We start from the raw sequence: 22,416 nt of genomic DNA, 5'->3' as shown, positions 1-22,416 counted from the left end.
GTGGCGACACCGCCACGGGCCTCCCGTCCGTCGTCAGGGGCGTCCGTCGTCCGCGTCGACGACGCCCGGGGTCGGGGTCGTGCCCGTGAAGGCGTCGCGCATCGTGCCGACACCGCGCTGCGGGTGGGCGCGGTCCAGGTACTTCGCCCGCGACTCCTTGCGCGGTTCCGGATCGGTGCGCATCGCCTGGTTCCGGTCCTGCTGCAGCGCGCTGTCCACCTCGCCCTCGCGGTTGAACGACCACATGAGCATCGGATCGCCGATCGGCAGGTCGTGTGCGGGCTGCGAACCCATCGGGGTGCTGTGCCAGGTGTGCCAGGTCTTGCCGTACGAGTTCACCAGGTGCCCCATCAGCTCGGTCTCCACCGCGATCGGCAGGCCCGGAGCGACGAGTTCGCCGGAGAACACCTCGTGGTTGTGCGGGTGCCACGACGCCTGCTCGTCCTCGGGCAGGGAGTCGAACAGCCGCTCGGACACGATGTACTCGATGCCGATCAGGTTCGCGTCGGCGGTGTTGCCGTCGAAGAGCACGCACTGCAGCATCTCGGCGTTCACCACCTTGCAGAAGTGGTGCGCCTCCATCTGCACGTCGGGCTCGCCCTTCACGCAGTGGAAGCCGACCACGTAGACGTCGAACCCCCGCAGCGGTGCCGAGGTCTGCAGCACGGCGGCACCGCGGTCGAGCAGGGCGAGCTCGAAGCCGCCGGCCGCTCCGGGCGGGGTGACACCGGTCTTCCGGTCGTGCACGGTGGGGTTCAGGGGCATGGGGGCGTCCTTCCGTCCGTTCGAGGTGGGCGCCATGCAACCCGGCAGCCCCTCGGAACGCTGTGCGGTTGCGGCGTACTGTCCGCTGCATGCCCGCACTCATCGACACGTTCACCCTGTCCAACGGTCTGCACATCCCGAAGATCGGCTTCGGCACCTGGCAGATCCCGTCCGGCTCCGACGCGTACGACGCCACGAAGACCGCCCTCGACCTCGGCTACCGCCACATCGACACCGCCCTGGCGTACGGCAACGAGGCGAGCGTCGGCGAGGCCGTCCGCGACAGCGGCATCCCCCGCGACGAGCTCTTCATCACCACGAAGCTGCCGGCCGAGATCAAGACGGCCTCGGGCGCCCGTGACGCCTTCGAGGAGTCGAGCAACAACCTCGACCTCGGACACGTCGACCTGTACCTGATCCACGCACCGTGGCCCTGGAGCGACATGGGCTCCGACCACCGAGACGGCAACGTCGAGGTGTGGAAGGTCTTCGAGGAGCTCTACGACGCCGGCCGCACCAAGAGCATCGGTGTCTCGAACTTCGCCGTCGCCGACCTCGAGGACCTGCTCGGCCGCACGGACGTCGTCCCGCACGCCAACCAGATCCGCTGGTTCATCGGCAACACCCAGGACGAGACGACCGCCTTCGACCGCGAGCACGACATCCTGACCGAGGGCTACTCCCCGCTCGCCACCGGAGGCCTGCTCGAGAACGAGCAGATCGCCGAGATCGCGGCGAAGTACGACAAGACCGTCGCCCAGGTCGCGATCCGCTACCTGCTCGAGAAGGACGTCCTGCCCCTGCCGAAGTCCACGACCCCGTCACGCATCGCCGAGAACGCCGACGTCGACTTCGTGCTCGCCGCCGAGGACGTGGCCGCGCTCGACGCGCTCGAGGACACCGCGAGCTGACGCGGCCCCACCCCGGACGGGAGGCGCGGTGCCAGCTGGCACCGCGCCTCCCGTCCGGCGTCCTGCACCGGTTCAAGGGCTCGCCAGCCCGTGGCGCGCCCGCCCGCTCAGCGCTCTGCGCTGTCGTACTCGATGAGTCCGTCGTCTTCCAGCCGCTGCAACCGGTCCGCGAACTGGTCGGCGGCCGCATCCCCTCGGATCGCTACTCCTGTGATCGAGCCCCACGTCTCGACGGCTCCGCCGAATTCGTGGATGACATCGTGAGCGATGCGGAAGGCGCGTGCATCACGAGGGCTGACCCTGAAGACCCACGACTGTCCCCGTTCGACACGACCTCCGTACTCAAGCTGTCCGGTTGAAGTGTTCTCGACCGTGTCGATGATGTCTCCGAGATGGACGTCCTTCGCGAACAAGGGGACGCAGCTGACGACGTTGCGGCCGTCGTCGAGGACGATGATCGTCAGGTCTTCGTAGCGGATCGGGTCCCACGACGGATCAAGCTCCACACGGACGACCTTCTCGACTCCGAGCACTGGGTTGTCGTGCGTGACGACGGTGTCATCCGGCATTCCTACGGTTCCTTTCGCAAGCGCGGCGCGCTTCATCCGATCTTCCGCAGCCCGAGCGCAGCCTTCTTCCGCACCCACGGGCGATCGTCGGTCAACTTCTCCTCGAAGGCCTCGCGCGCTCGCGGGTTCGACCGCTTGCTCAACGCGAACACCGCATGCCCGCTGACGTCGTGGTCGTCCATCAGCTGCAGGAGGACATCGACCGCATCCGGCCGCTTCGACTTCCCCAGCGCGAGGGCCACCATCTGCCGTGCTCCTCCGTACTGCGGATCGAGCGCGAGCGCTGCCACGTCATCGAAGTACGTGTCCACGTACGCCGTCTCGATCGAGGCCCCCACCGCCCAGCGCGTACCCGCTTCGTCGGTGAAGTTCCGGAACGCCTCGACCAGCGCAGGCATGGCCGTGCCCTTTGCCGACGGGTTCGACAGCGCATGAGCGAGGTCCTGTTGCATGGCCGGCGTCCGCGCCTTCCGCAGCCACTCGATCAGCAGGGGGATCGCGTCCTTGTAACGAATCCCGGCCTGGGCGAAGACGGACAGGTTCGAGAAGTCGTACCCCAGCGCTCGGAGGTCCGCCAGGATCGCCGACTGCTCGGCGGCTTCTTCTGGAGTGAACGGCATCAGGTCCTCCGGAGCGCAGGGCGGCGAGCTCGGTTCAGGAACGGCTGTGCCGCCTCATGCATGCGAGAACTCGATGCGGAAGCGGAAGTCCTCGAAGTCGACGTCGCCCAGTCCGTTGCTGCACCGAACGACCATCGCGTCGACCTCCTGCTCGACGATCATGCCGAAGTTCCCCGTCCATGCATCCTCCGAGCCGTACGGGGAGCGCCAGACGTTCCACACCCGCATCCGCTCGAGGCGTGACGGGTCGTCGACCGCGAACTCGATGACCGGCGGTGCCGTATCCGTCCAGAGCCGGAAGCCGCGCCCGCTCAGATGGTTGATCGTCACCGTCGACCCCTTGGCGTCGAGCGCCATTCCTTGGTCTCGATCGCCACGGGCCCCCTCGAACACGATCCGTCCCCGTGCGATCCCGGGCGGAAGGTCGAGGATCGCCCAGACCGTCGTGCCCCGCAGATCGATCGACGCTGCTCCGGCTTGCCGGAAGCGCTCCTCCATGAAGATCGACACGAAGAGCAGTCTCCTGCAACGAGCGGGGTCAGAGCCAGCCGGTCTCGTAGGACAGAAAGTCCGGACGCTGCAGAGCTTCCAGTGCTTCTCGAACAGCAGCGAGTCTCTGGGTGCCCTCGACCGCGAACGCGACCAGACGCCCGCGCGTTTCCACGAGCGCGTCATTTCGCTGCAACAGCTCCAGGAGTGCTGCGGCTGCGTCATCACGCTCAACGAATGCTCGGAGAACCCAGAATGCGCTTCGTTCGAGAACTGCAGTCGGCGTGGGACCGACTCCGTCACGCTCCTCGAGACGCACTCTGTCACCGAGCGACCAGCCGTACGTGAAGAACGGGATGCAGCAGAGCTGGTGGGTGCCGTCACCGAGGTCCCGGAAGAGGAGCTGCTCGAACTGCAGAGGACTCGTCGGATCTTCAGCGATCGTCGCGTCCGCGACGAAGTCCACTCGGCCAGCCCACACCGGGTTCGGGTGAAACGCCCATCGAGCTGGATCGGGTGCAGTCAAGCGACCTTCTCCAGCGAGACGCCACGAACAGACGGGCGCTGACCCTCGTCGTGGATGGACGACCGCTTCACGCGGCCTGACCGTATCACCCGATCTTCCGCAGCCCGAGCGCGGCCTTCTTCCGCACCCACGGGCGGTCGTCGGTCAACTTCTCCTCCAAGGCCTCGCGCGCTCGCGGGTTCGGCCGCTTGCTCAACGCGAACACCGCATGCCCGCTGATGTCGTGGTCGTCCATCAGCTGCAGGAGGACGTCGACCGCTTCGGGCCGCTTCGACTTCCCCAGCGCGAGGGCCACCATCTGGCGAGCGCCTCCGTACTGAGGATCGAGCGCGAGCGCTGCCACGTCATCGAAGTACGTGTCCACGTACGCCGTCTCGATCGAGGCCCCCACCGCCCAGCGCGTGCCCGCTTCGTCGGTGAAGTTCCGGAACGCCTCGACCAGCGCGGGCATAGCTGCGCCCTTTGCCGACGGGTTCGTCAGCGTACGAGCGACTGCCCGCTGCATCATCGGCGTCCGCGCCTTCCCTAGCCACTCGATCAGCGTCGGTACCGCGTCCTTGTACCGGACACCGGCCTGGGCGAAGGCGGACAGGTTCGAGAAGTCGTACCCCAGCGCTCGGAGGTCGGCCAGGATCGCCGACTGCTCGGCGGCTTCTTCTGGAGTGAACGGCATCAGGTCCTCGGGAGCGCAGGGCGGCGAGTTCGGTTCACGACCGTCATCGGATCGACAGATTGATCGCGACGACGCCGAGCACGAAGACCAGGACGATGACCACGAGGCCGGTCGCCGGCGTCACTACCCGTCGCCGCACCGTGGGAGCACCGGATGCTCCGATGACCCATGTCGTGATCGTGACGATGAGTGCGACCAGCGGTACGAGGAACTGCGCGGTCTCCCCGACGGCGTACGAACACCGCATCGTCTCGTCGGAGCCACACGGCGTGTACAGCAGCTGCGCGGCGAGCATCCCCGGCAGCGAGCCGATCGCCACGAACACCTCGAGGAACACGAGGAAACAGAACGCGAGTCCGAGCAGCCACCAACCACGTGGACGGCGCTGGACTTCGTCGATGGATGACCGCTTCATGTGAGGCTGACCGTACCGCAGGGGTGACACGGAGCACGGACTCGTAGGGTCGAGTCGTACCGACCGCACACCCGGGTGGGTCCGTGCCCCACAGCGGACCTGACGACGGGAACAGATCGTCCCTGTTGCCGGTTGCACCACACGGTGTCGCAGCCAGTGACACGAGAGCCCAGGAGGCCACCATGACCACCACCGAGACCGCCATCCTCGCCGGCGGATGCTTCTGGGGAGCGCAGCAGCTCCTCCGTCGTCGTCCCGGCATCGTCAGCACCCGCGTCGGCTACTCCGGCGGCGACGTGCCGAACGCGACGTACCGCAACCACGGCGACCACGCCGAGTCGGTCGAGATCGTCTTCGACCCGTCCCAGATCTCGTACCGGGACCTGCTGGAGTTCTTCTTCCAGATCCACGACCCGTCGACGAAGGACCGCCAGGGCAACGACATCGGTCGCAGCTACCGTTCGGCGATCTTCTTCACCTCGGACGAGCAGAAGCAGGTCGCGCTCGACACCATCGCGGACGTCGACGCGTCGGGCATCTGGCCCGGCAAGGTCGTCACCGAGGTCACCGCGGCCGGCCCGTTCTGGGAGGCCGAGGACGAGCACCAGGACTACCTCGAGAAGAACCCGCACGGCTACACCTGCCACTTCGTGCGTCCGGGCTGGAAGCTCCCGCACCGCGACGAGGCGACCGCGGCCGTCTGACCTGACGACCGCTGCGGATCAGCGCGATCCGCCGAGCAGTTCCAACCAGTCCCCGGGAAGGCGATCCGCCGGCCCGGGGACTGCCTGCGTCACGGGGTGGCTGGTGGGGGCTGCGAGCTCGAGCCCCTCGGAGCGGGTGTCGTCGCGGTAGTCCCAGGCCCAGGTCTCGCCGGGCTCGTAGCTCTGGATGACCGCGTGCCCGGTCTCCTCCCAGTGCCGCGTCGCGTGCGTGTTGAGGGAGTCGTCGCAGCAGCCGACGTGGCCGCACGCCGCGCAGCGGCGCAGGTGCACCCACCACGAGCCGGTCGCGTCGCACTCGACGCACCCGTCTCCGCTCGGTGCGATCTCGGGGTGGATCATCTCGGCCTGGTCCGTCATGGCCCCATCATGCCTGTGAAGGGCCACATGCGGTCGGGAGGCACGGGGCGGGCCCGCACCGCGCCTCCAGACCGTCATCGGGTCGCGTCCAGGGCGAGGCGTGGGGCGGTCGTGCGGGTGGCCGGGCCAGGATGGCCCTGGGGCCGACAGCCGATCGGCTCGCAGAGGGAGGACACCGTGGACACAGCGCCGTACTCGCAGCCGTTGCGGGAGTACATCGAACAGCTGCGGACCGAGGGGTACAGCGTCGCGGACGGTCAGACGGCCGACCCGGAGCTGATCGACCCGCACGGCAACCCGGTGCTCACCTGGCAGGACGACTACCCGTACTCGGAGCGCCTGCCGCGGGACGAGTACGAGTACCAGAAGTACCTGCTGCAGATCGAGCTGCTGAAGTGCCAGTACTGGCTCGAGGACACCGGTCAGAAGGTCGTCGTGCTCTTCGAGGGGCGTGACGCCGCGGGCAAGGGCGGCACGATCAAGCGGTTCACGGAGCACCTCAACCCCCGGACCTCGCGGGTCGTCGCGCTGAGCAAGCCGACCGAGCGCGAGCGCGGTGAGTGGTACTTCCAGCGGTACGTGCAGCACCTGCCGGCCGCCGGTGAGATGGTCCTGTTCGACCGCTCCTGGTACAACCGTGCCGGCGTCGAACGGGTGATGGGGTTCTGCAGCGACGACGAGTACGAGTCGTTCATGACCCAGGTGCCGCAGTTCGAGCGGATGCTGGTCGACTCCGGCATCCACCTGACGAAGTTCTGGTTCTCGGTGACCCGGCGCGAGCAGCGAACCCGGTTCGCGATGCGCCAGCTCGACCCGGTGCGACGGTGGAAGCTGTCCGACATCGACCTGCTGTCGCTCGACCGGTGGGAGGACTACACCGAGGCGAAGACGGCGATGTTCACCCGGACGAGCAAGCGCTACGCACCGTGGACGATCGTGCGGTCGAACGACAAGAAGCGCGCCCGGCTCAACGCGATGCGGTACTTCCTGACGCAGTTCGACTACCCGGACAAGGCCGCCGACGTCATCGGCAAGCCGGACCCGCTCATCGTCCGCCGCGGCAAGCGGGACGTCGACGTCGAGTGATTGCCCCGCTCACCCGTGATCCCTCGCCGGTGATCCCCCGCCGCTGATCCGCCCGCCGACTCGGAACGTTTACACGCCGGGGCCTGCCGTCACGCACTCGAAACAGACGGGCAACGGCGCCGACACAGGGCCGCACGACACTTGTCGCACTACCTGTCACCCGACAGGTACTCCGCGAAAGGTCTGCAGTCATGCGTTCTCCGCAAGCACCGCTCCACGCACCGCGCGCCACGTCCGACGTCGACACCCAGGGGCTCGCCCGCCTCGGCTACGAGCAGGAACTCCACCGCGGGGTCGGCTCGTTCTCCTCCTTCGCGGCGGGCTTCTCCTTCGTCTCGATCCTCACCACGGTCTTCCAGCTGTTCGGACTCGGCTTCGGGCTGGGCGGTGCTGCGTTCTTCTGGGCGTGGCCGCTCGTCTTCGGCGGCCAGCTGCTCGTCGCGCTGAACTTCGCGCAGCTCGCGGCCCGCTGGCCCATCTCCGGCGCGATCTTCCAGTGGTCGAGCCGTCTGGCCGGAGCCCGGTTCGGGTGGTTCACCGGCTGGACGATGATCATCGGCCAGATCCTCACCGTCGCGGTGGCGGCCATCGCCGTGCAGGCCGTGCTCCCCGCGATCTGGGACGGGTTCCAGGTCGTCGGCGGTCCGGGCGCGGACCCGTCCGTCGCATCGCCGACCGGTGCCGCGAACGCGGTGGTCCTCGGTCTGGTGATGCTCGCCGTGACGACGATCGTGAACATCACGAGCGTCCGGCTGATGGCCCGCGTGACGAGCTTCGGCGTGCTCATCGAGATCATCGGCGTGGTCGTGCTCATCGGCGCCCTGTTCCTCCTGCCGCACCGCAGCGCCTCCGTGGTGTTCACGACCGCCGGTTCGACGAGCACCGAGCCCTACGTGTGGGCGTTCCTCGCGTCCTCGCTGATGGCCGCGTACGTGATGGTCGGCTTCGACTCGGCCGGTGAGCTCGCGGAGGAGACCCACAACCCGCGCCGGACCACCCCGAAGACGATCGTCCGGGCGCTCACGGTCTCCGGCCTCGGTGGTGGGCTGCTCATCATCGGCGCCCTCGTCGCCGCCCCGAGCCTGACCGACGGCAAGCTCGCCACCCAGGGTCTCGCCTGGGTGATCACCTCGACCCTCGGCGACGTCTTCGGTCGGCTCCTGCTCTGCACCGTCGCCGTCGCCGTCTTCGCCTGCACCCTCGCCGTGCAGACCGCCGGCGCCCGGATGGTCTACTCGATGGCCCGCGAGAAGGCGCTGCCCTTCCACCGCACCCTCGCCCGGGTCTCGCCCCGCACCGGCACCCCGATCGCCGCGTCGATCGTCGTCGGGGTCGGCGCCGGGCTGGCCCTCGCCGTCAACATCGGGCAGTCCGCGATCTTCACCGCCCTGTCGAGCCTGTGCATCGCGATGCTCTACCTGGCCTACCTCGGGGTCACCGGGCCGCTGCTGGTCCAGCGGATCAAGCTCCGGCGCACGGGGCTGCCGACCGGGGTGGACGAGGACGGCAAGCCGCTGTTCACCCTCGGTCGCTGGGGCATCCCGCTCAACGCCCTGGCCGTGGCGTTCCAGATCGGCATGGCGATCAACCTCATCTGGCCCCGGCCGGAGATCTACGACCTGACCGGCACCTCGTGGTGGCTGCAGTACAGCGCCCTGCTGTTCATCGGCGGCGTGCTGCTCGTCGGCTGGGCGTGGTCGAGCTGGCGGCACCGCACCCACGGGCCGATCACCCTGGCCGAGGTGCCCACCACCGCGGCGGTGCCCGTCCCCGCAGCCGCGACTGCGGCGAGCCCGACCGCCGCCTCCGTCGAAGCCTGATCCGGAAGGAACCCCATGCGCGACCTCCACCAGACCGACAGCGTGCTCGCCTCCCGGTCCGACGCACGCGCCCAGGCCGGCTCGCAGTCCGAGTACATGCCGTACCTGCCGGCGTCGTCGTCACCGTTCGCCCCCGAGGGCGTCGACCCCGCAGAACTCGTCTGGGCTGAGACGGTGGCGCCGGGCGGGTACACGCACAAGGTGCTGGCCCGAGGGTCACGGCTGCGGTTCGACGACCCGACGGGTCAGGCCTGCGCCAACGTCCTGGTGTTCAACGCGCTCGAACCGTGGGAGCGGCTCAACGTCGCCGACACCCAGAAGATCCCGTGGCAGGCGTACCTGGGCCAGGGTTCCCCCCTGCTGAGCGGGGACGGCCGGGCACTCGCGACCGTGCTCGAGGACACCTCGGGGCACCACGACGCGTTCTGCGGCACCTCGACCGACGCCTGGAACGAGCGGAAGTACGGCGACGCGGCACCCGAGGGGCGCACCCCGAGCGGTCGGTCGCTGTTCGCGAAGGCCGCCGCCAAGCACGGGCTCACCAAGCGGGACCTGCCGCCGAGCATCTCGTTCTTCCAGGGCGTGCGGATCGACGCCGAGGGGGCGATGACCTTCACCGGTTCGGCGGGCGCAGGCACCCACGTCACGCTCGTCGCCGAGCTGCCGCTGCTCGTGCTGGTCGCGAACGTCGCGCACCCGATCGACCCGCGCCCGGACTACCTGGTCGGACCACTGCGGGTGCACGCCTGGCGAGGGGCCCCGACGACCGCGGCCGACGAGCGGTTCACCGCGACGCCGGAGCTCACCCGCGCCTACCTGAACTCGATCGACCACGCGGAAGCCCGAGGCCTGTGATGACCGACACGACGATCCATTCCCCCGCCTCCACCGTCCCGGTCGGAGCCGTCCACGACCCGGACGTCGCCCTCGACTGGAGCGAGTCACTGGTGCCGGGCACCGTGGTCCGCGACGACCGGGTCGCCCCGCTCGCGCCGTGGTCCGCCGTGGTCCGCGCCGGCGAGGTGCTCACCATCGTCGACGTCGGCGGCAACCAGAGCGCCGACTGCCTGCTCTACGACGCCCACGACCCCGACGAGCGGTACAGCGTGCCGGACACCCTCGCCGCACAGGGCAACGCGTACGTCAGGACCGGCACCGTCCTGATGTCGAACGAGGGCCGCCCGCTGATGACCGTCGTCGCGAACGAGATCGACCGGCAGGACACCATCGGCGGCGCGTGCTCGAAGGAGTCGAACACCCTGCGGTACGGGCACCACACCCAGTACCAGCACGGCTGCCGCGAGAACTTCCTGGCCGAGGCCGGCCGCCACGGACTCGGTGCCCGCGACATCGTGTCGAACCTCAACTGGTTCATGAACGTGCCGGTCGAGGCCGACGGCGCCCTCGGGATCGTCGACGGCATGAGCGCCCCCGGCAAGCGGGTCGCGATCCGGGCCGAGCGGGACGTGCTCGTCGTCGTCTCGAACTGCCCGCAGATGAACAACCCCTGCAACGACTTCTCCTGCACACCGCTGCGCATGATCGTGGTCCAGCCGTGACCGCCGCGCCCGACCCCACCGGGACCGCCACCGTGAACCAGACCCCTGCCCTCAGCACCGACACCGTCCTCGTCGCGAACCGCGGTGAGATCGCCCGTCGCATCATCCGGTCCGCCAAGGCACTCGGCATGCGCACCGTCGCCGTCTACTCGGACGCCGACCGCGCGGCACCCCACGTCCGCGAGGCCGACACCGCCATCCGGCTCGGACCCGCACCCGCCCGCGACTCCTACCTGCGCATCGACGCGGTGGTGCAGGCCGCGAAGGACACCGGCGCCGGACTCGTGCACCCCGGCTACGGGTTCCTGTCCGAGAACACCGAGTTCGCCCAGGCCTGCGAAGACGCCGGCATCCGGTTCGTCGGGCCGACCGCCGACCAGATCGTCCGGTTCGGCGCGAAGCACACCGCCCGCGAGCTGGCCGCCGCAGCAGGGGTCCCGATGCTCGCCGGCACCGGACTGCTCGCCAGCGTCGACGACGCCGTGGCCGAGGCCGAGCGCATCGGGCTGCCCGTCATGCTCAAGGCCACCGGGGGTGGCGGCGGGATCGGCATGCAGGCGTGCTCCACCCTCGACGAGGTCCGCGAGGCCTACACGAGCGTCGTCCGCCTGGCGACCGCGAACTTCGGGTCGGCCGGCATCTTCCTCGAACGACTCGTGCGGCCGGCCCGGCACGTCGAGGTCCAGCTCTTCGGTGACGGCGAGGGCCGCGTCGCGGTGATCGGCGACCGCGACTGCTCCCTGCAGCGCCGCAACCAGAAGGTCATCGAGGAGGCCCCGGCACCGGCGCTCCCCGAGCACGTCCGCGCCGAGCTGCACTCGTCGGCCCGCCGCCTGGCCGAGAGCGTCGGGTACCGCAGCGCCGGCACCGTCGAGTTCGTCTACGACCCCGTGCGCGAAGAGGCGTCGTTCCTCGAGGTGAACACCCGCCTGCAGGTCGAGCACCCGGTCACCGAGGAAGTGTTCGGCGTCGACCTCGTCGAGCTCATGCTCCGCCTGGCCCGCGACGGTGCCGCCGGCATCGACCCCGACGTGTTCGACCGCACCTGGACGCCGAACGGCCACGCCGTCGAGGCCCGCGTCTATGCCGAGGACCCGGCGAAGGGCTCGCTGCCCTCGAGCGGCCTCGTCACCCAGGCCGTGTTCCCGAGCGCGACCACGGCATCCGGCGAGCGCACCGGCATCCGCGTCGACGGCTGGGTCGAGACCGGCTCCGAGGTGTCCGCGTTCTACGACCCGATGCTCGCCAAGGTGATCGCCACCGGGGAGACCCGCGACGACGCCCTCGACCTGCTGCGCGACGGACTCGCGGCCACCCGCATCGACGGCATCGTCACGAACGCCGGGCTGCTCCGCGCGCTGACCGACGACCTCGAGCTCCGCACCGCCACGCACTCCACCTCGACGCTCGACGCGACCGAGGACCCGGACCCGCGCATCGACGTCGTCGCGCCCGGCACCATGACGATGATCCAGGACCTGCCGGGCCGGGTCGGGTACTGGCAGGTGGGCGTCCCGCCGAGCGGCCCGTTCGACGCGGCGTCCTTCGCCGAGGCGAACCGCGCCGTGGGCAACCCGGACGGTGCCCCCGCGCTCGAGGTCACCGCCACCGGCCCGACGCTCCGGTTCTCGGCCGCCGCGGTGGTCGCGCTCACGGGTGCGCCGGCGCCGGTCACCCTCGACGGCGAACCCGTGGCGCTGTGGGAGCCGGTCGAGGTCGGCGCCGGGCAGACCCTGGCGATCGGCACGGCCCCCGGTCCGGGCCTCCGCACCTACCTGGCGGTCCGCGGCGGCTTCGACGTGCCGACCTACCTCGGCTCGACCGCGACCTTCACGCTCGGTGGCTTCGGCGGTCACGCCGGTCGGGCCCTGCTCGCCGGCGACGTCCTGCGCCCGGGATCCCCGGACTCGGACGCCCCGCACCCGGCGTTCCCGTCCGGCACCCGTCTGGGCCTGGTGGGCGGTCCGACCCCGGCCGACCGCCGCACCGCGCTGACCGACGCGTGGGAGATCGCCGTCACCGAGGGGCCGCACGCCGCACCGGACTTCTTCACCCGCGCCGACCTCGACGTCTTCTACGCCACCGACTACGCCGTGCACCACAACTCGGCACGCACCGGCATCCGGCTCATCGGGCCGCGGCCGGAGTGGGCGCGGACCGACGGCGGCGAGGCCGGTCTGCACCCGTCGAACATCCACGACACCCCCTACGCGGTCGGTGCGATCGACTTCACCGGGGACACCCCGATCATCCTCGGACCGGACGGGCCGTCGCTCGGCGGCTTCGTCTGCCCCGCCGTGGTCGCCAGCGGCGACCTGTGGAAGCTGGGCCAGCTCCGACCGGGTGACACGGTCCGGTTCGTCCCCGTCCGCGAAGCCGACGCCGCCGCGCTCGACGCGCACCGGGCCTCCAGGACGGTGCCGCGCACCGGAGGCGACGGCGACGACGGCGTGATCGCCCGCCTGGACGCGACCGACGTGCGGCCGAGCGTCGCGTACCGACGCGACGGCGACGACAACGTGCTCGTCGAGTACGGCGACATGACCCTCGACATCGCGCTGCGGATGCGCGTGCACGCGCTCATGACGAAGCTGCAGGAGCACACGCCGAAGGGGATCCTCGACATCACGCCGGGCATCCGCTCGCTGCAGGTGCACACCGACGCGTCCGTGCTCAAGGCGCGCGACGTGGCGGGGCTGCTCCGCGAACTCGAGGACGAGATCCCGCCGACCGACCAGCTCGTCGTGCCGTCGCGCACCGTGAAGCTGCCGCTGTCGTGGGACGACCCGGCCACCCGGCTGGCGATCGAGCGGTACATGAACGGCGTCCGGAACGACGCCCCGTGGACGCCGTGGAACATCGAGTTCATCCGTCGCATCAACGGGCTCGAGAGCGTCGACGACGTCTTCCGCACCGTGTTCGACGCGAGCTACCTGGTGCTCGGCCTGGGCGACGTGTACCTCGGCGCCCCGGTCGCGACCCCGCTCGACCCCCGGCACCGCCTGGTCACGACGAAGTACAACCCGGCCCGCACCTGGACCGCCGAGAACTCCGTCGGCATCGGTGGCGCGTACCTGTGCATCTACGGCATGGAGGGTCCCGGCGGCTACCAGTTCGTCGGCCGCACGGTGCAGATCTGGAACCGGTTCCGCCGGGGCGGGCTGTTCCAGGAGAACCCGTGGGCGCTGCGGTTCTTCGACCGGATCGAGTGGTACCCGGTCGGTGCCGACGAGCTGCTCGAGCTGCGCGCCGAGACGGACGCCGGACGGGGCTCGTTCGAGACCGTCGAGGGCGAGTTCTCGATCGCGTCGTACAACCGGTTCCTGGCCGACAACGCCGGGTCCATCGCCGACTTCCGGGCGCAGCAGGCGCAGGCGTTCGGCGAGGAGAAGGAGCGGTGGCGGGCATCGGGCGAGTTCGACGTCCGTGACGAACCGGCCGCCGTGGTGGCCGACGCCGTGACCGTGCCCGAGGGGTCGACCGCCGTGTACGCCCCCTTCACCTCGACCGTGTGGCAGGTGGACGTCCGCCCGGGTGACCGCGTGGACGAGGGGCAGAAGCTGCTGGCCGTGGAGGCGATGAAGATGGAGTCGATGGTGCACGCACCGGTGCCGGGCCACGTGCTCGAGGTGTACATCAAGCCGGGCGACCAGGTCGCGCCGGGCCAGGTCCTCGCCGCGATCGGAGCGGCAGCGTGAGCGGGACGAGCGCGGCGAGCGCCGGCGGGACCGCCGCCACCGCGACCGCCACTGCCGCCGCCCGCGTCCGCGACGCCTTCGCCCGCATCGACGCTGTCGACCGGCCCGAGGTCTGGATCACCCTGCGCGACCGCGCCGACGTGCTGGCCGAGGCCGAAGTCGTCGACCCGACGCTGCCCCTGGCCGGCCTGCTGTTCGCCGTGAAGGACAACATCGACGTCGCCGGCCTGCCCACCACCGCAGCCGCCCGCTCCTACGCCCACGACCCCGCCGCCGACGCCACCGCCGTCGCCCGGCTCCGCGCCGCCGGAGCGGTCGTCGTCGGCAAGACGAACCTCGACCAGTTCGCCACCGGCCTGGTCGGCACCCGCTCGCCGTTCGGTGCGGTCCGGAACGCCTGGGACCCGACGCGGATCTCCGGCGGGTCGTCGAGTGGTTCCGCCACGGCGGTCGCCCTGGGCATCGTGGACTTCGCGCTCGGCACCGACACCGCCGGGTCCGGCCGGGTACCCGCCGCGCTCGGCAACCTGGTCGGGGTGAAGCCGACGAAGGGGCTCGTGCCGAACACGGGCGTCGCCCCCGCCTGCCGCTCGCAGGACTGCGTCACGGTGTTCGCCCGGTCGCTCGACCTGGCGCGCACGGCGGCAGAGCTGATGGCCGGTCCGGACGGCGTCGACCCGCTCGCGCGGCCCGACCTCGCCCTCGCCGACCTGCCCGCCGTCCCGCGCATCGCGGTGCCGCTGCCGTCGCAGCTCGAGGGACTCGCACCCGGCTGGGCCGAGGCGTTCGCCGCGGCCGTCGACCGGTTCCGTGCGCTCGGACACCAGGTGGTCGAGGTCGACATCGCACCGCTGCTCGATGCCGCGTCGCTGCTCTACGACGGCGCGTTCGTCGCCGAGCGGTACGCGGCCGTCGGCGCCCACATCGAGGCCCACCGCGACGAGGTCGGTGCCGACCTCGACCCGTCGGTCGCCGCGATCGTGCTCGGTGGCGCACGACCGACCGCCGCGGAGCTCTTCGCCGACCAGGAACGGCTCGACGCGTTCGGGGCAGCGGGTCGCGCCGCGCTCGAGGGCACGACCGCCCTGCTCACCCCGACGACGACGTGGCACCCGACGCTCGAGCAGGTCGCGGCCGACCCGATCGGCGCGAACAGCCGGATGGGTCGGTACACGAACTTCGCGAACCTGCTCGACATGGCCTCGCTCGCCGCGCCCGCCGGCTTCGTCGACGGCCTGCCGTTCGGCGTCATGCTCACCGGTCCGGCGTTCAGCGACCGGCGCCTGGCGGCGTTGGCGGCCGCGTTCGCCGCTCCGACCGTCGACCTGCTGGTCGTCGGGGCGCACCTGCGCGGGCAACCCCTGAACGGACAGCTGGTCGCGTCCGGCGGATCGTTCGTCCGGGAGGCCCGCACCGCGTCCGACTACCGGCTGTACGCACTCAACACGGTGCCGCCCAAGCCCGGGCTGGTCCGCGTGGGTCCGGTCGCGCCCGGCGCAGCTGCACCGGGCTCGGGCATCGTCGGGGAGGTCTGGCGTCTGCCCGCCGCCGGCTTCGGCACCTTCGTCGCAGCCCTGCCGGCACCGATGGCGATCGGCACCGTGGCGCTCGACGACGGCACCGAGGTCACCGGGTTCCTGGTCGAGCCGTTCGCGGTCGAGGGGGCCGAGGACATCACCGACCACGGCGGCTGGCGCGCGTACCGGGAGCAGTCGTGACGGACACCGGCTGTCAGGATGGGGGCATGTCCCCCGACGACCGGCCCGTGCGCCCCGGCCGACCGCGGGTCGTGCCGAACGCCGACTCCGCGCTGAGCCCGCGCGACCAGATCCTCGACGCCGCCGCCGCGCTGTTCGTCGAGAACGGCATCAGCGCGACCTCGACCCGGGCGATCGCCGAACGGGTCGGGATCCGGCAGGCCTCGCTGTACTACCACTTCGCCGGCAAGGACGACATGCTCGTCGAGCTGCTCACGACCTCGGTGCGCCCGAGCCTCGAGCTGGTCCGCGGCCTCGAGCAGCTCGTGCCGGAGTCCGCCTCGGCAGCAGGGGCCCTCGCCGCGCTGGTCGTCGCCGACGTGGACACCCTCGCCCGCACGCCGCACAACATCGGCACGCTGTACCTGCTGCCCGAGGTGCAGGGCGAGCGCTACGACGGGTTCCGGGCCGAGCGCGTCGAACTGCAGGAGGCCTACGGACGCCTCGGCTCGCGCGCTGCCAGCCCGGAGGTCGCCGCCGGTGTCTCGCCGTCGCGCCTCGGTGCCGTGCTCATCCAGATCACCGAGACCGTCATCCAGCTCCGCCGGTCCGGCCCCGTGCAGGACGCCGACCGCGACGCCCTCGTCGCGACCTGCCTGCGCGCCTGCGGCCTCGACACCGCCGCCGTGGCCGAGGCCCGGCGCGACGCCGAGTCGCTGTTGGCCGCCGTCGCGGTCTGACCCTCCCTCTCCCCTCTGCAAGGAGTCACCATGACCACGATCACCCCCGCCGCACACCGTCCGCTCGCCGACGCCCTGCTCCCCCGCACCGCTGTCGTCAGCACCGCCCTGGTCCTCGGCGGCGCACTGCTGACCGCCGGTGCCGCACAGCTGTCCGTGCCGATCTGGCCCGTCCCGATCACCGGGCAGACCCTGGCCGTGCTGCTCGTCGGCAGTGCCCTCGGTGCCCGTCGCGGTGCCCTGTCGATGCTCGTCTACGCACTGCTCGGCGTCGTCGGGCTGCCGGTCTTCGCGGACGGTTCGGCCGGGGTCGGCGTGCTCGTCGGCCCCTCCGGCGGGTACATCGTCGGCTTCGTCGCCGCCGCGGCCCTGGTCGGCTGGGTCGCTGAGCGCTTCGGCGACCGCCCGCTGCGGAACGCGCTGCTGTCCTTCGCCCTCGGCACCGTCGTCACCTTCGTCGCCGGGATGGCCTGGCTCGCGGTGGCACTCGGCCTCGACCTGCAGCAGACCCTGCAGTACGGGCTGTACCCGTTCGTCCTCGGTGGCGTGGTGAAGACCCTGATCGGCGCCGGCGTGATCTCGCTCGGGTGGACCGCGGCACTCCGCTCGGCCACCCGCCGGTGAGCGCTCCGTCAGGACTCCGCCCCCGGCCGTAGGGGTTCCGTCAGGAGGCCTTCCGCGCTGCTCGAGCCCGCGAGAGCGTGAGGTCGTGACACTGACTGCGATCATGCCGACGCTCCGCGCGTCGCTCCCCGATCCGATGGACCCGTTCCTCTGGCCGGCCCACACCGTCGCCACCACCGACGACCTGTTGGTCTCGGCGATCTCGATGGTCCGGCTCGCCGACCTCACCGGCACCCCGACGGTGCACACCGCCGAGCAGTCCCCGCCCCGGTACCGCCCGCGCGGCTGGACGCCCCGCGACGTGAGCGTCGCCGTCGCGTCGGTCACCCGTGTGCGGCGACCGCGCACCGGGGTGGTGCTCCTGGAACTGGACGCGGTCCTGCCGACCTGCGCCGTGCTCGACCAGGTGCGCCTGATCGGACGCCGGAGCACCGCTCCCCTCTCCGCGATGTACGTCGTCACCCGCTGTGACGGTCAGGCCGACGGTCCGTTCCACCGCCTCCCGGCTCCGTTGCCCGCCGATGTCCGCGAAGGCGACCTGGTCTGCTTCCCGTGCCTGGCGACCGTCCGGCACCGCGACGTCGTCGAGCCGGTCCGGGCGGAACTCGCGCCGGTGCGCACCGAACTCGCGCCGGTGGCTCGATGACCGTCGAGCTGCCGGTCCGCACCCGGCTGCTCGACGGCACCCACCTGTGGGGCCGCTACACGATCCGACCCGTCGGGCGGACGCTGTGGAGCTCGCGGACCCTCGTCGTGTTCCCGCCGGGCACGACCACCGGCGAGCGCCTGCTGCTGCGTGCCTGGCACGTCTGGCCGGCCGTCGGGGCGGTCGTCGCCCTCGCCGCCCTGGTGCTCGCCGTCTCGGTCCCCGCCGTCGGGACAACCACCGCGCTGCTCGTCTACGGCGGTGGCTTCGCGGTCCTCGCCCGCGCCACCCGCTCGCTGCGACCACGGGTGCGGTCCGTCACCGTGACGACGTTCCTGGGCGACGGCCGCCGCGAGGTCCACGGCGACGAACGCCTGCTCACCGGCTCCCTGGACGCGCTGTCGATCCTGGAGCAGGCGCTCCGGGCCGACCGCATCCGCCCCGTCGACTTCGAGCTGATCTGGGGCGATGTGTGGAACGCCCTGGAGTCCCCGGACCCGGACCACCGCGTGCAGCGGTCATCCTGAAGCCGGTTCCCGCGCCGCGCGTTTGTATGGGTCCGGGAAGGAGTACGCGATGAAGCACATCCACTACGACGCCACCACGATCCTGGTCGGTGACGACGTCGCCGACGCCGTGATCGAGTACGCCGCGGCCCTCGCAGGCGGGGACCGAGCGGACACCGTCGACGTGCCCGCAGTCGCCGACGACGGGACGATGACCACCACGAAGATCCTCATCGGGCCGTCGAGCGAGATCGTCATCGAGGACGCGGAAGAGGACGAACTCGAGATGGACAACGGGGAGTTCGTCGGGCGGCTGCGCGCCGCCGCGAAGACCTTCGGGCACAGCGAGCCGATCCACGCGAACACGCGGTCGGACCTGGCGGACGCGGCGGAGACTGCCGAGGAGTCCTGACGCCCGGGCGTCGCGCTTCCGCGACGAAACGGAGAGGGTCTCCTGTACTGTGGTGATTCCGGAGAGCCTCTCCGGTACTCGACGCGACAGCCTGGAGGCCCGCCATGCCCGAGCAGACCGCTCCCGCCGGGCGCGCACCGCGCGCCGACGCGCTCCGCAACCGAGACCACATCCTGCGGGTCGCCGAGCGCGCGTTCGCCGAGCACGGCGTGACCGGCTCGCTCGACGCGATCGCCAAGCAGGCCGGCGTCGGCGCCGGCACCCTGTACCGGCACTTCCCCACGCGCGAGGCCCTGCTCGCCGAGCTCCTCGCCGCGCGCGACGAACACCTGGTGGCCCGTCGCGAAGCACTGCGCGACGGCTCCGTGGACACCGGCGACGCCCTGCACGGCTGGCTCGACGCGGTCGCCGAGTGGGCCGGCACGTTCGACGGGCTGCCCGAACCGCTCCGTGCCGCCGCGTCGTCCGACTCGTCGCCGCTCGCCCTGACGTGCCAGGGGTTCATCACCACCACGGACGAGTTCCTCCGCGCCGCCCAGCGTTCCGGTCGTGCGCGTGCCGACGTCCGCGCGCGGGACCTGTTCCTCGCCGCCCTGGCGACCAGCTGGGTCCGGGGTGCCGCGATGGCCGACGACTCGTCCTCCGCCGCACTCTCCGCCCTGTCGCGGCGCGGCTGGGAAGCCCCGATCCTCCCTTGACGTCCACCTCCCTGAAAGGGCACCACATGAACCGCATCGGCATCATCGGCAGCGGAGCCATCGGCACCGCGATCGCGCGCCTGGCCGTCGCCGCCGACCTCGACGTCCTCCTCGCGAACTCGCGCGGCCCCGAGTCGCTGCAGGACCTCGTCGCCGAGCTCGGCCCGCGGGCCCAGGCCGGCACCGTGCGACAGGCCGTCGAGTTCGGTGACGTGCCCGTCCTCGCGATCCCGCTCACCGCCTACCCGGCACTCGCCCCCGACCTCGACGCCTTCGCCGGGCGGACCGTGCTGTCGACGGGCAACTACTACCCCGGCCGCGACGGCCGGATCGAGCAGCTCGACAGCCTCGCGACGACCACGGCGGAGTACGAGCAGACGCTCCTGCCCGGCACCCGGATCGTCAAGGCGTTCAACAACATCGTCGCGCACCACATCCCGAACCTCGCCGGCTCCGCGCCCCGCACGGCGCTGCCGATCGCGGGCGACGACGAGCAGGCCGAGGCCGTGGTCGCCGAGCTCGTGCAGCTGCTCGGGTTCGACACCGTGGACGCCGGGACCCTCGCCGAGTCGTGGCGCTTCGAGCCGGAGTCCGGGGCGTACACGGGGATCTACGCGGCGAGTGCCGAGGGGTTCGCGGCGGACTACCTGGCCGATCAGGGAGCACCGTTGCCCGCCGCGCGGCTGCGGGACATACTGGCGGTGTCGCACCGGGCGGATGTGGCGAACCGGCAGTTCTGACGATCGCAACTCTTTGGGGGACCCTTGCGACGACGAGACCATCAGCTCCTCACTGCAGCAGCGGGCGTGGTCTGCATCGCAGTGGTCACCGGGTTGTCCGCATGTGCCGCGCCTGGGGGTGCCTCTGGGCCGCAGCCCGATGCGATGAGCGCAGCGCGGGCGGAGAACATCCTCGACGCGAGTACCGACCAGGCATGGCAGCTGGTCGAGTCTCGCCATCCAGGGCTCGAGCGGCCGGCAGTCGACCGCGTCCGGACCGTCTCGCACGCCGACTGGGCCCCGACGCAGGAACGCTGCATGAGCGCCGCGGGGTTCCCGCAGGCGAAGGCGATGCCCGATGCGAGCCTCACCTCCGGGCAGGTCCCGGACGCACGGTCCGAGGCGTTCGCGGTCGCTGAGTACACGTGCGGGGTCGAGTACCCCATGGCCGCGAAGTACCAGACTGCCTTCAACGAGTCCCAGCTGGAGTGGCTCTACCGCTACTCCACGGGCGAGCTCACGAAGTGCCTGCAGGACCACGGCATCGCGGTGGGGCGCGGCCCGAGCGAGCAGGAGTTCGTCGACAGCGACGGGGCGTGGTCGCCGTACCGGTCGGTCGATCTGCCGCAGTCCCAGTACTACGAGCTCGTCACCGCCTGCCCGGAGATCCCGGACTCGATCTACGGCTGAGCGGCTCGGAGGAACGCCCCCGAGACCCCGCTCGTCCGAGCTGCCCACCCAGGGAACCGAGGAGCGCGACGACGAAGCCGACGATCTGCAGCGGCGACAGCGCCTGGCCGAGGACAACCCACCCGAGCACCGCAGCGGTCAACGGACTGAGGACGCCCAACAACGCGATCCGGGCCGACGGCAGCGCCCGTGCGCCTCGGAACCAGACGCTGTAGGCCAGGGCACCACCGACCAGCGTGAGCCAGGCGTACCCCGCGTACCCGGCGGCGGCCGGCTGCCACGGCCCGCTGTCGATGATCGGGATGAGCGGGGCGATCACCACGCCCCCGACGATGAGTTGCCACGCGGTCGAGGTCAGGGGGTGTGTGCCCTCCGGGGTGCCCCACCGACGAGTGAGCAGGAGCCCCAGTGCCATGGACACCGTCCCGAGCGCCGCCGCGCCGAGCCCGAGCACGTCGAACACGGCACCTCCGCTGAGGGAGACGAGCGCGGCGCCGACCAGGGCTTTTGAGACGTCGACCGACTACCTTTACTGCCGTACGCTCGTGCTATGCGCGAGGAACTAAAGGACAATGTCGAAGACACCGCGGCCGCCACTCTTGAGGCCCTCGTTTCGCTCGTTCCCGGGATAGGCGGCGTCCTCGCTGTATTTACCAATCGAGCTCTTGGGTCGTCGTTCGAACGACGCACCGTGCGGATCCTTGCCGAGCTCCGCGATGACCTCAGTCGACTCGAAGCATCCGGTTATGTCGCGTTCGACGATCGCTTGACGGAATCTGATCGGTTCCAGGCGTCGGTCCACCGCACCATCCGCCATCTTCTCGAAGCTGACTCCGGAGACAAACGCACTCTCTTGCGCAACGCGCTTCTCAACAGAATCATTGGAGTCCGGGACTCCGGTCGCTTCGACGAGGCGCTCGACCGCATTCAGCCCAAGGACATGATGCTGCTCAAGCTCTTCGACGAGAAGTTCACCATCCGTGGCCTAGGTCGAAGAACCAGTGGGCTAAGCAACCCGCATGACCGACGCGCCGAGCGGCTGCATCGCATTGTTACGTTAGGTCTAGTTGCCGACGTCACACCACCCGGATCGCAGCACGCCGACGGAAACCCGCAAGGTCCGCCTCTGAGTTTCCAAAGCGGCCAGCAGACTGTTCATCGGCTCACGCGCCTGGGTTCGGACTTCATCGGGTACGTCTCCAACCCGATCACCGACGACGGCCCTGACCAAGCGGCTGGTGCATCGAACACTGGGGGCACCGGCGGCCCGTCGATTTGAGCTGTGGGGGGAATACGCACTGAGCGTGCCAGTCGGATCAGCCTAGCCGAGGACCGATCTTCGGTCGACGACCAAACGGAACTTACGTCCACGGGCGGTGCCAGGGCCGCAACGTCGACCTGTGGCCCGGTGAATCGGGTGGTCTCTCTGTGTCACAGCGTCCCGAAAGTGGGTCAGGTCCTCGCCGCGCGG

The 22,416-nt window shown here is 70.7% G+C and carries 26 protein-coding genes; 17 read left to right on the top strand and 9 right to left on the bottom strand.

Features of this window, described 5'->3' with window-relative positions:
* Positions 1–33 precede the first annotated feature (33 nt).
* Positions 34–765 carry an OBAP family protein gene (locus tag DEJ08_RS01150; protein ID WP_111029083.1) on the bottom strand — a complete coding sequence of 244 codons (732 nt, stop codon included), beginning with the start codon at positions 763–765 and terminating at the stop codon, positions 34–36.
* 89 nt (positions 766–854) lie between these two features.
* Between DEJ08_RS01150 and DEJ08_RS01145 the strand changes: the two genes are divergently transcribed.
* Complete coding sequence (locus DEJ08_RS01145) at positions 855–1,676, top strand: aldo/keto reductase (RefSeq protein ID WP_111054772.1); 822 nt, start codon at positions 855–857, stop codon at positions 1,674–1,676.
* 107 nt (positions 1,677–1,783) lie between these two features.
* Here the strand turns inward: DEJ08_RS01145 and DEJ08_RS01140 are convergent, their stop codons facing one another.
* The 6 genes from DEJ08_RS01140 to DEJ08_RS01115 form a co-directional block, all read right to left on the bottom strand.
* The gene (locus tag DEJ08_RS01140; RefSeq protein WP_181438413.1) at positions 1,784–2,245 is read right to left on the bottom strand and encodes a DUF4265 domain-containing protein; all 462 of its coding nucleotides are present in this window, start codon (positions 2,243–2,245) and stop codon (positions 1,784–1,786) included.
* A 32-nt stretch (positions 2,246–2,277) separates the two neighbouring features.
* Positions 2,278–2,865: a HEAT repeat domain-containing protein gene (locus DEJ08_RS01135; protein ID WP_111054770.1), complete on the bottom strand. Its 588-nt coding sequence runs from the start codon at positions 2,863–2,865 to the stop codon at positions 2,278–2,280.
* A gap of 54 nt (positions 2,866–2,919) precedes the next feature.
* Entirely contained in the window at positions 2,920–3,375 is a 456-nt protein-coding gene (locus tag DEJ08_RS01130; RefSeq protein ID WP_111054769.1) for a hypothetical protein, read from the bottom strand.
* Positions 3,376–3,403: 28 nt separating this feature from the next.
* Positions 3,404–3,820 (bottom strand): DUF4265 domain-containing protein, encoded by a 417-nt coding sequence (locus DEJ08_RS01125; RefSeq protein WP_181439010.1) that lies wholly within the window; start codon positions 3,818–3,820, stop codon positions 3,404–3,406.
* 145 nt (positions 3,821–3,965) lie between these two features.
* A complete protein-coding gene (locus DEJ08_RS01120; RefSeq protein WP_111054767.1) occupies positions 3,966–4,553 on the bottom strand; it encodes a HEAT repeat domain-containing protein in 588 nt (195 codons plus the stop codon).
* Between the two features lie 43 nt (positions 4,554–4,596).
* Entirely contained in the window at positions 4,597–4,968 is a 372-nt protein-coding gene (locus DEJ08_RS01115; protein WP_111054766.1) for a hypothetical protein, read from the bottom strand.
* 182 nt (positions 4,969–5,150) lie between these two features.
* Between DEJ08_RS01115 and msrA the strand changes: the two genes are divergently transcribed.
* On the top strand, positions 5,151–5,672 hold the full coding sequence (gene msrA, locus DEJ08_RS01110; protein WP_071404762.1) for a peptide-methionine (S)-S-oxide reductase MsrA: 522 nt from the start codon (positions 5,151–5,153) through the stop codon (positions 5,670–5,672).
* Positions 5,673–5,690: 18 nt separating this feature from the next.
* Here the strand turns inward: msrA and DEJ08_RS01105 are convergent, their stop codons facing one another.
* Complete coding sequence (locus tag DEJ08_RS01105; protein WP_071404761.1) at positions 5,691–6,050, bottom strand: UBP-type zinc finger domain-containing protein; 360 nt, start codon at positions 6,048–6,050, stop codon at positions 5,691–5,693.
* A 177-nt stretch (positions 6,051–6,227) separates the two neighbouring features.
* Here DEJ08_RS01105 and ppk2 point away from each other — a divergent pair, with 177 nt between their 5' ends.
* The 14 genes from ppk2 to DEJ08_RS01035 all read left to right on the top strand — a co-directional run bounded on the left by ppk2 (position 6,228) and on the right by DEJ08_RS01035 (position 20,945).
* Positions 6,228–7,136, top strand: a complete 909-nt coding sequence (gene ppk2 / locus DEJ08_RS01100) for a polyphosphate kinase 2 (protein WP_027467245.1) — start codon at positions 6,228–6,230, stop codon at positions 7,134–7,136.
* 191 nt (positions 7,137–7,327) lie between these two features.
* A complete protein-coding gene (locus DEJ08_RS01095) occupies positions 7,328–8,956 on the top strand; it encodes an APC family permease (protein WP_110863544.1) in 1,629 nt (542 codons plus the stop codon).
* A gap of 15 nt (positions 8,957–8,971) precedes the next feature.
* The gene (locus tag DEJ08_RS01090) at positions 8,972–9,811 is read left to right on the top strand and encodes an urea amidolyase associated protein UAAP1 (RefSeq protein ID WP_071404759.1); all 840 of its coding nucleotides are present in this window, start codon (positions 8,972–8,974) and stop codon (positions 9,809–9,811) included.
* Positions 9,811–10,515: an urea amidolyase associated protein UAAP2 gene (locus DEJ08_RS01085; RefSeq protein WP_111054765.1), complete on the top strand. Its 705-nt coding sequence runs from the start codon at positions 9,811–9,813 to the stop codon at positions 10,513–10,515. Before DEJ08_RS01090 ends, DEJ08_RS01085 begins: the two co-directional genes overlap by 1 nt.
* Positions 10,512–14,213, top strand: a complete 3,702-nt coding sequence (uca, locus tag DEJ08_RS01080) for an urea carboxylase (RefSeq protein ID WP_502869446.1) — start codon at positions 10,512–10,514, stop codon at positions 14,211–14,213. Before DEJ08_RS01085 ends, uca begins: the two co-directional genes overlap by 4 nt.
* On the top strand, positions 14,210–15,931 hold the full coding sequence (locus DEJ08_RS01075; RefSeq protein WP_111054764.1) for an allophanate hydrolase: 1,722 nt from the start codon (positions 14,210–14,212) through the stop codon (positions 15,929–15,931). The genes uca and DEJ08_RS01075 overlap by 4 nt, the downstream gene beginning before the upstream one ends.
* Positions 15,932–15,957: 26 nt before the next feature.
* Complete coding sequence (locus DEJ08_RS01070; protein ID WP_111028703.1) at positions 15,958–16,650, top strand: TetR/AcrR family transcriptional regulator; 693 nt, start codon at positions 15,958–15,960, stop codon at positions 16,648–16,650.
* Positions 16,651–16,680: 30 nt separating this feature from the next.
* Entirely contained in the window at positions 16,681–17,274 is a 594-nt protein-coding gene (locus DEJ08_RS01065; protein ID WP_111054763.1) for a biotin transporter BioY, read from the top strand.
* A gap of 85 nt (positions 17,275–17,359) precedes the next feature.
* Positions 17,360–17,920 carry a hypothetical protein gene (locus tag DEJ08_RS01060; RefSeq protein WP_146248510.1) on the top strand — a complete coding sequence of 187 codons (561 nt, stop codon included), beginning with the start codon at positions 17,360–17,362 and terminating at the stop codon, positions 17,918–17,920.
* A complete protein-coding gene (locus DEJ08_RS01055) occupies positions 17,917–18,447 on the top strand; it encodes a DUF6611 family protein (protein WP_111054761.1) in 531 nt (176 codons plus the stop codon). The genes DEJ08_RS01060 and DEJ08_RS01055 overlap by 4 nt, the downstream gene beginning before the upstream one ends.
* A 49-nt stretch (positions 18,448–18,496) precedes the next feature.
* Positions 18,497–18,838 carry a hypothetical protein gene (locus DEJ08_RS01050; protein ID WP_111054760.1) on the top strand — a complete coding sequence of 114 codons (342 nt, stop codon included), beginning with the start codon at positions 18,497–18,499 and terminating at the stop codon, positions 18,836–18,838.
* Positions 18,839–18,942: 104 nt separating this feature from the next.
* Entirely contained in the window at positions 18,943–19,536 is a 594-nt protein-coding gene (locus DEJ08_RS01045; RefSeq protein ID WP_111054759.1) for a TetR/AcrR family transcriptional regulator, read from the top strand.
* A 26-nt stretch (positions 19,537–19,562) separates the two neighbouring features.
* Positions 19,563–20,276 (top strand): NADPH-dependent F420 reductase, encoded by a 714-nt coding sequence (locus DEJ08_RS01040; RefSeq protein WP_111054758.1) that lies wholly within the window; start codon positions 19,563–19,565, stop codon positions 20,274–20,276.
* 144 nt (positions 20,277–20,420) lie between these two features.
* A complete protein-coding gene (locus DEJ08_RS01035; RefSeq protein WP_111054757.1) occupies positions 20,421–20,945 on the top strand; it encodes a hypothetical protein in 525 nt (174 codons plus the stop codon).
* Here DEJ08_RS01035 and DEJ08_RS01030 read toward each other — a convergent pair.
* Positions 20,905–21,408: an EamA family transporter gene (locus tag DEJ08_RS01030; protein ID WP_258367111.1), complete on the bottom strand. Its 504-nt coding sequence runs from the start codon at positions 21,406–21,408 to the stop codon at positions 20,905–20,907. The genes DEJ08_RS01035 and DEJ08_RS01030 overlap by 41 nt on opposite strands.
* Positions 21,409–21,495: 87 nt before the next feature.
* Here DEJ08_RS01030 and DEJ08_RS01025 point away from each other — a divergent pair, with 87 nt between their 5' ends.
* Positions 21,496–22,224, top strand: coding sequence for a hypothetical protein (locus tag DEJ08_RS01025; RefSeq protein WP_146248509.1), 729 nt, complete (start codon positions 21,496–21,498; stop codon positions 22,222–22,224).
* Positions 22,225–22,416: the final 192 nt, after the last annotated feature.

The organism is Curtobacterium sp. MCLR17_054, assembly GCF_003234335.2.
GTDB lineage: Bacteria > Actinomycetota > Actinomycetes > Actinomycetales > Microbacteriaceae > Curtobacterium > Curtobacterium flaccumfaciens.
This window is presented reverse-complemented; position numbering and strand designations above follow the sequence as displayed.

Bases quoted from the DNA above. Each gene is read 5' to 3' on its own strand.
- DEJ08_RS01150 (WP_111029083.1), bottom strand. From the start codon at position 765: ATGCCCCTGAACCCCACCGTGCACGACCGGAAGACCGGTGTCACCCCG.
- DEJ08_RS01145 (WP_111054772.1), top strand. From the start codon at position 855: ATGCCCGCACTCATCGACACGTTCACCCTGTCCAACGGTCTGCACATC.
- DEJ08_RS01140 (WP_181438413.1), bottom strand. From the start codon at position 2,245: ATGCCGGATGACACCGTCGTCACGCACGACAACCCAGTGCTCGGAGTC.
- DEJ08_RS01135 (WP_111054770.1), bottom strand. From the start codon at position 2,865: ATGCCGTTCACTCCAGAAGAAGCCGCCGAGCAGTCGGCGATCCTGGCG.
- DEJ08_RS01120 (WP_111054767.1), bottom strand. From the start codon at position 4,553: ATGCCGTTCACTCCAGAAGAAGCCGCCGAGCAGTCGGCGATCCTGGCC.
- DEJ08_RS01115 (WP_111054766.1), bottom strand. From the start codon at position 4,968: ATGAAGCGGTCATCCATCGACGAAGTCCAGCGCCGTCCACGTGGTTGG.
- msrA (WP_071404762.1), top strand. From the start codon at position 5,151: ATGACCACCACCGAGACCGCCATCCTCGCCGGCGGATGCTTCTGGGGA.
- DEJ08_RS01105 (WP_071404761.1), bottom strand. From the start codon at position 6,050: ATGACGGACCAGGCCGAGATGATCCACCCCGAGATCGCACCGAGCGGA.
- DEJ08_RS01095 (WP_110863544.1), top strand. From the start codon at position 7,328: ATGCGTTCTCCGCAAGCACCGCTCCACGCACCGCGCGCCACGTCCGAC.
- DEJ08_RS01090 (WP_071404759.1), top strand. From the start codon at position 8,972: ATGCGCGACCTCCACCAGACCGACAGCGTGCTCGCCTCCCGGTCCGAC.
- DEJ08_RS01085 (WP_111054765.1), top strand. From the start codon at position 9,811: ATGACCGACACGACGATCCATTCCCCCGCCTCCACCGTCCCGGTCGGA.
- DEJ08_RS01070 (WP_111028703.1), top strand. From the start codon at position 15,958: ATGTCCCCCGACGACCGGCCCGTGCGCCCCGGCCGACCGCGGGTCGTG.
- DEJ08_RS01065 (WP_111054763.1), top strand. From the start codon at position 16,681: ATGACCACGATCACCCCCGCCGCACACCGTCCGCTCGCCGACGCCCTG.
- DEJ08_RS01055 (WP_111054761.1), top strand. From the start codon at position 17,917: ATGACCGTCGAGCTGCCGGTCCGCACCCGGCTGCTCGACGGCACCCAC.
- DEJ08_RS01050 (WP_111054760.1), top strand. From the start codon at position 18,497: ATGAAGCACATCCACTACGACGCCACCACGATCCTGGTCGGTGACGAC.
- DEJ08_RS01045 (WP_111054759.1), top strand. From the start codon at position 18,943: ATGCCCGAGCAGACCGCTCCCGCCGGGCGCGCACCGCGCGCCGACGCG.
- DEJ08_RS01040 (WP_111054758.1), top strand. From the start codon at position 19,563: ATGAACCGCATCGGCATCATCGGCAGCGGAGCCATCGGCACCGCGATC.
- DEJ08_RS01035 (WP_111054757.1), top strand. From the start codon at position 20,421: ATGAGCGCAGCGCGGGCGGAGAACATCCTCGACGCGAGTACCGACCAG.
- DEJ08_RS01025 (WP_146248509.1), top strand. From the start codon at position 21,496: ATGCGCGAGGAACTAAAGGACAATGTCGAAGACACCGCGGCCGCCACT.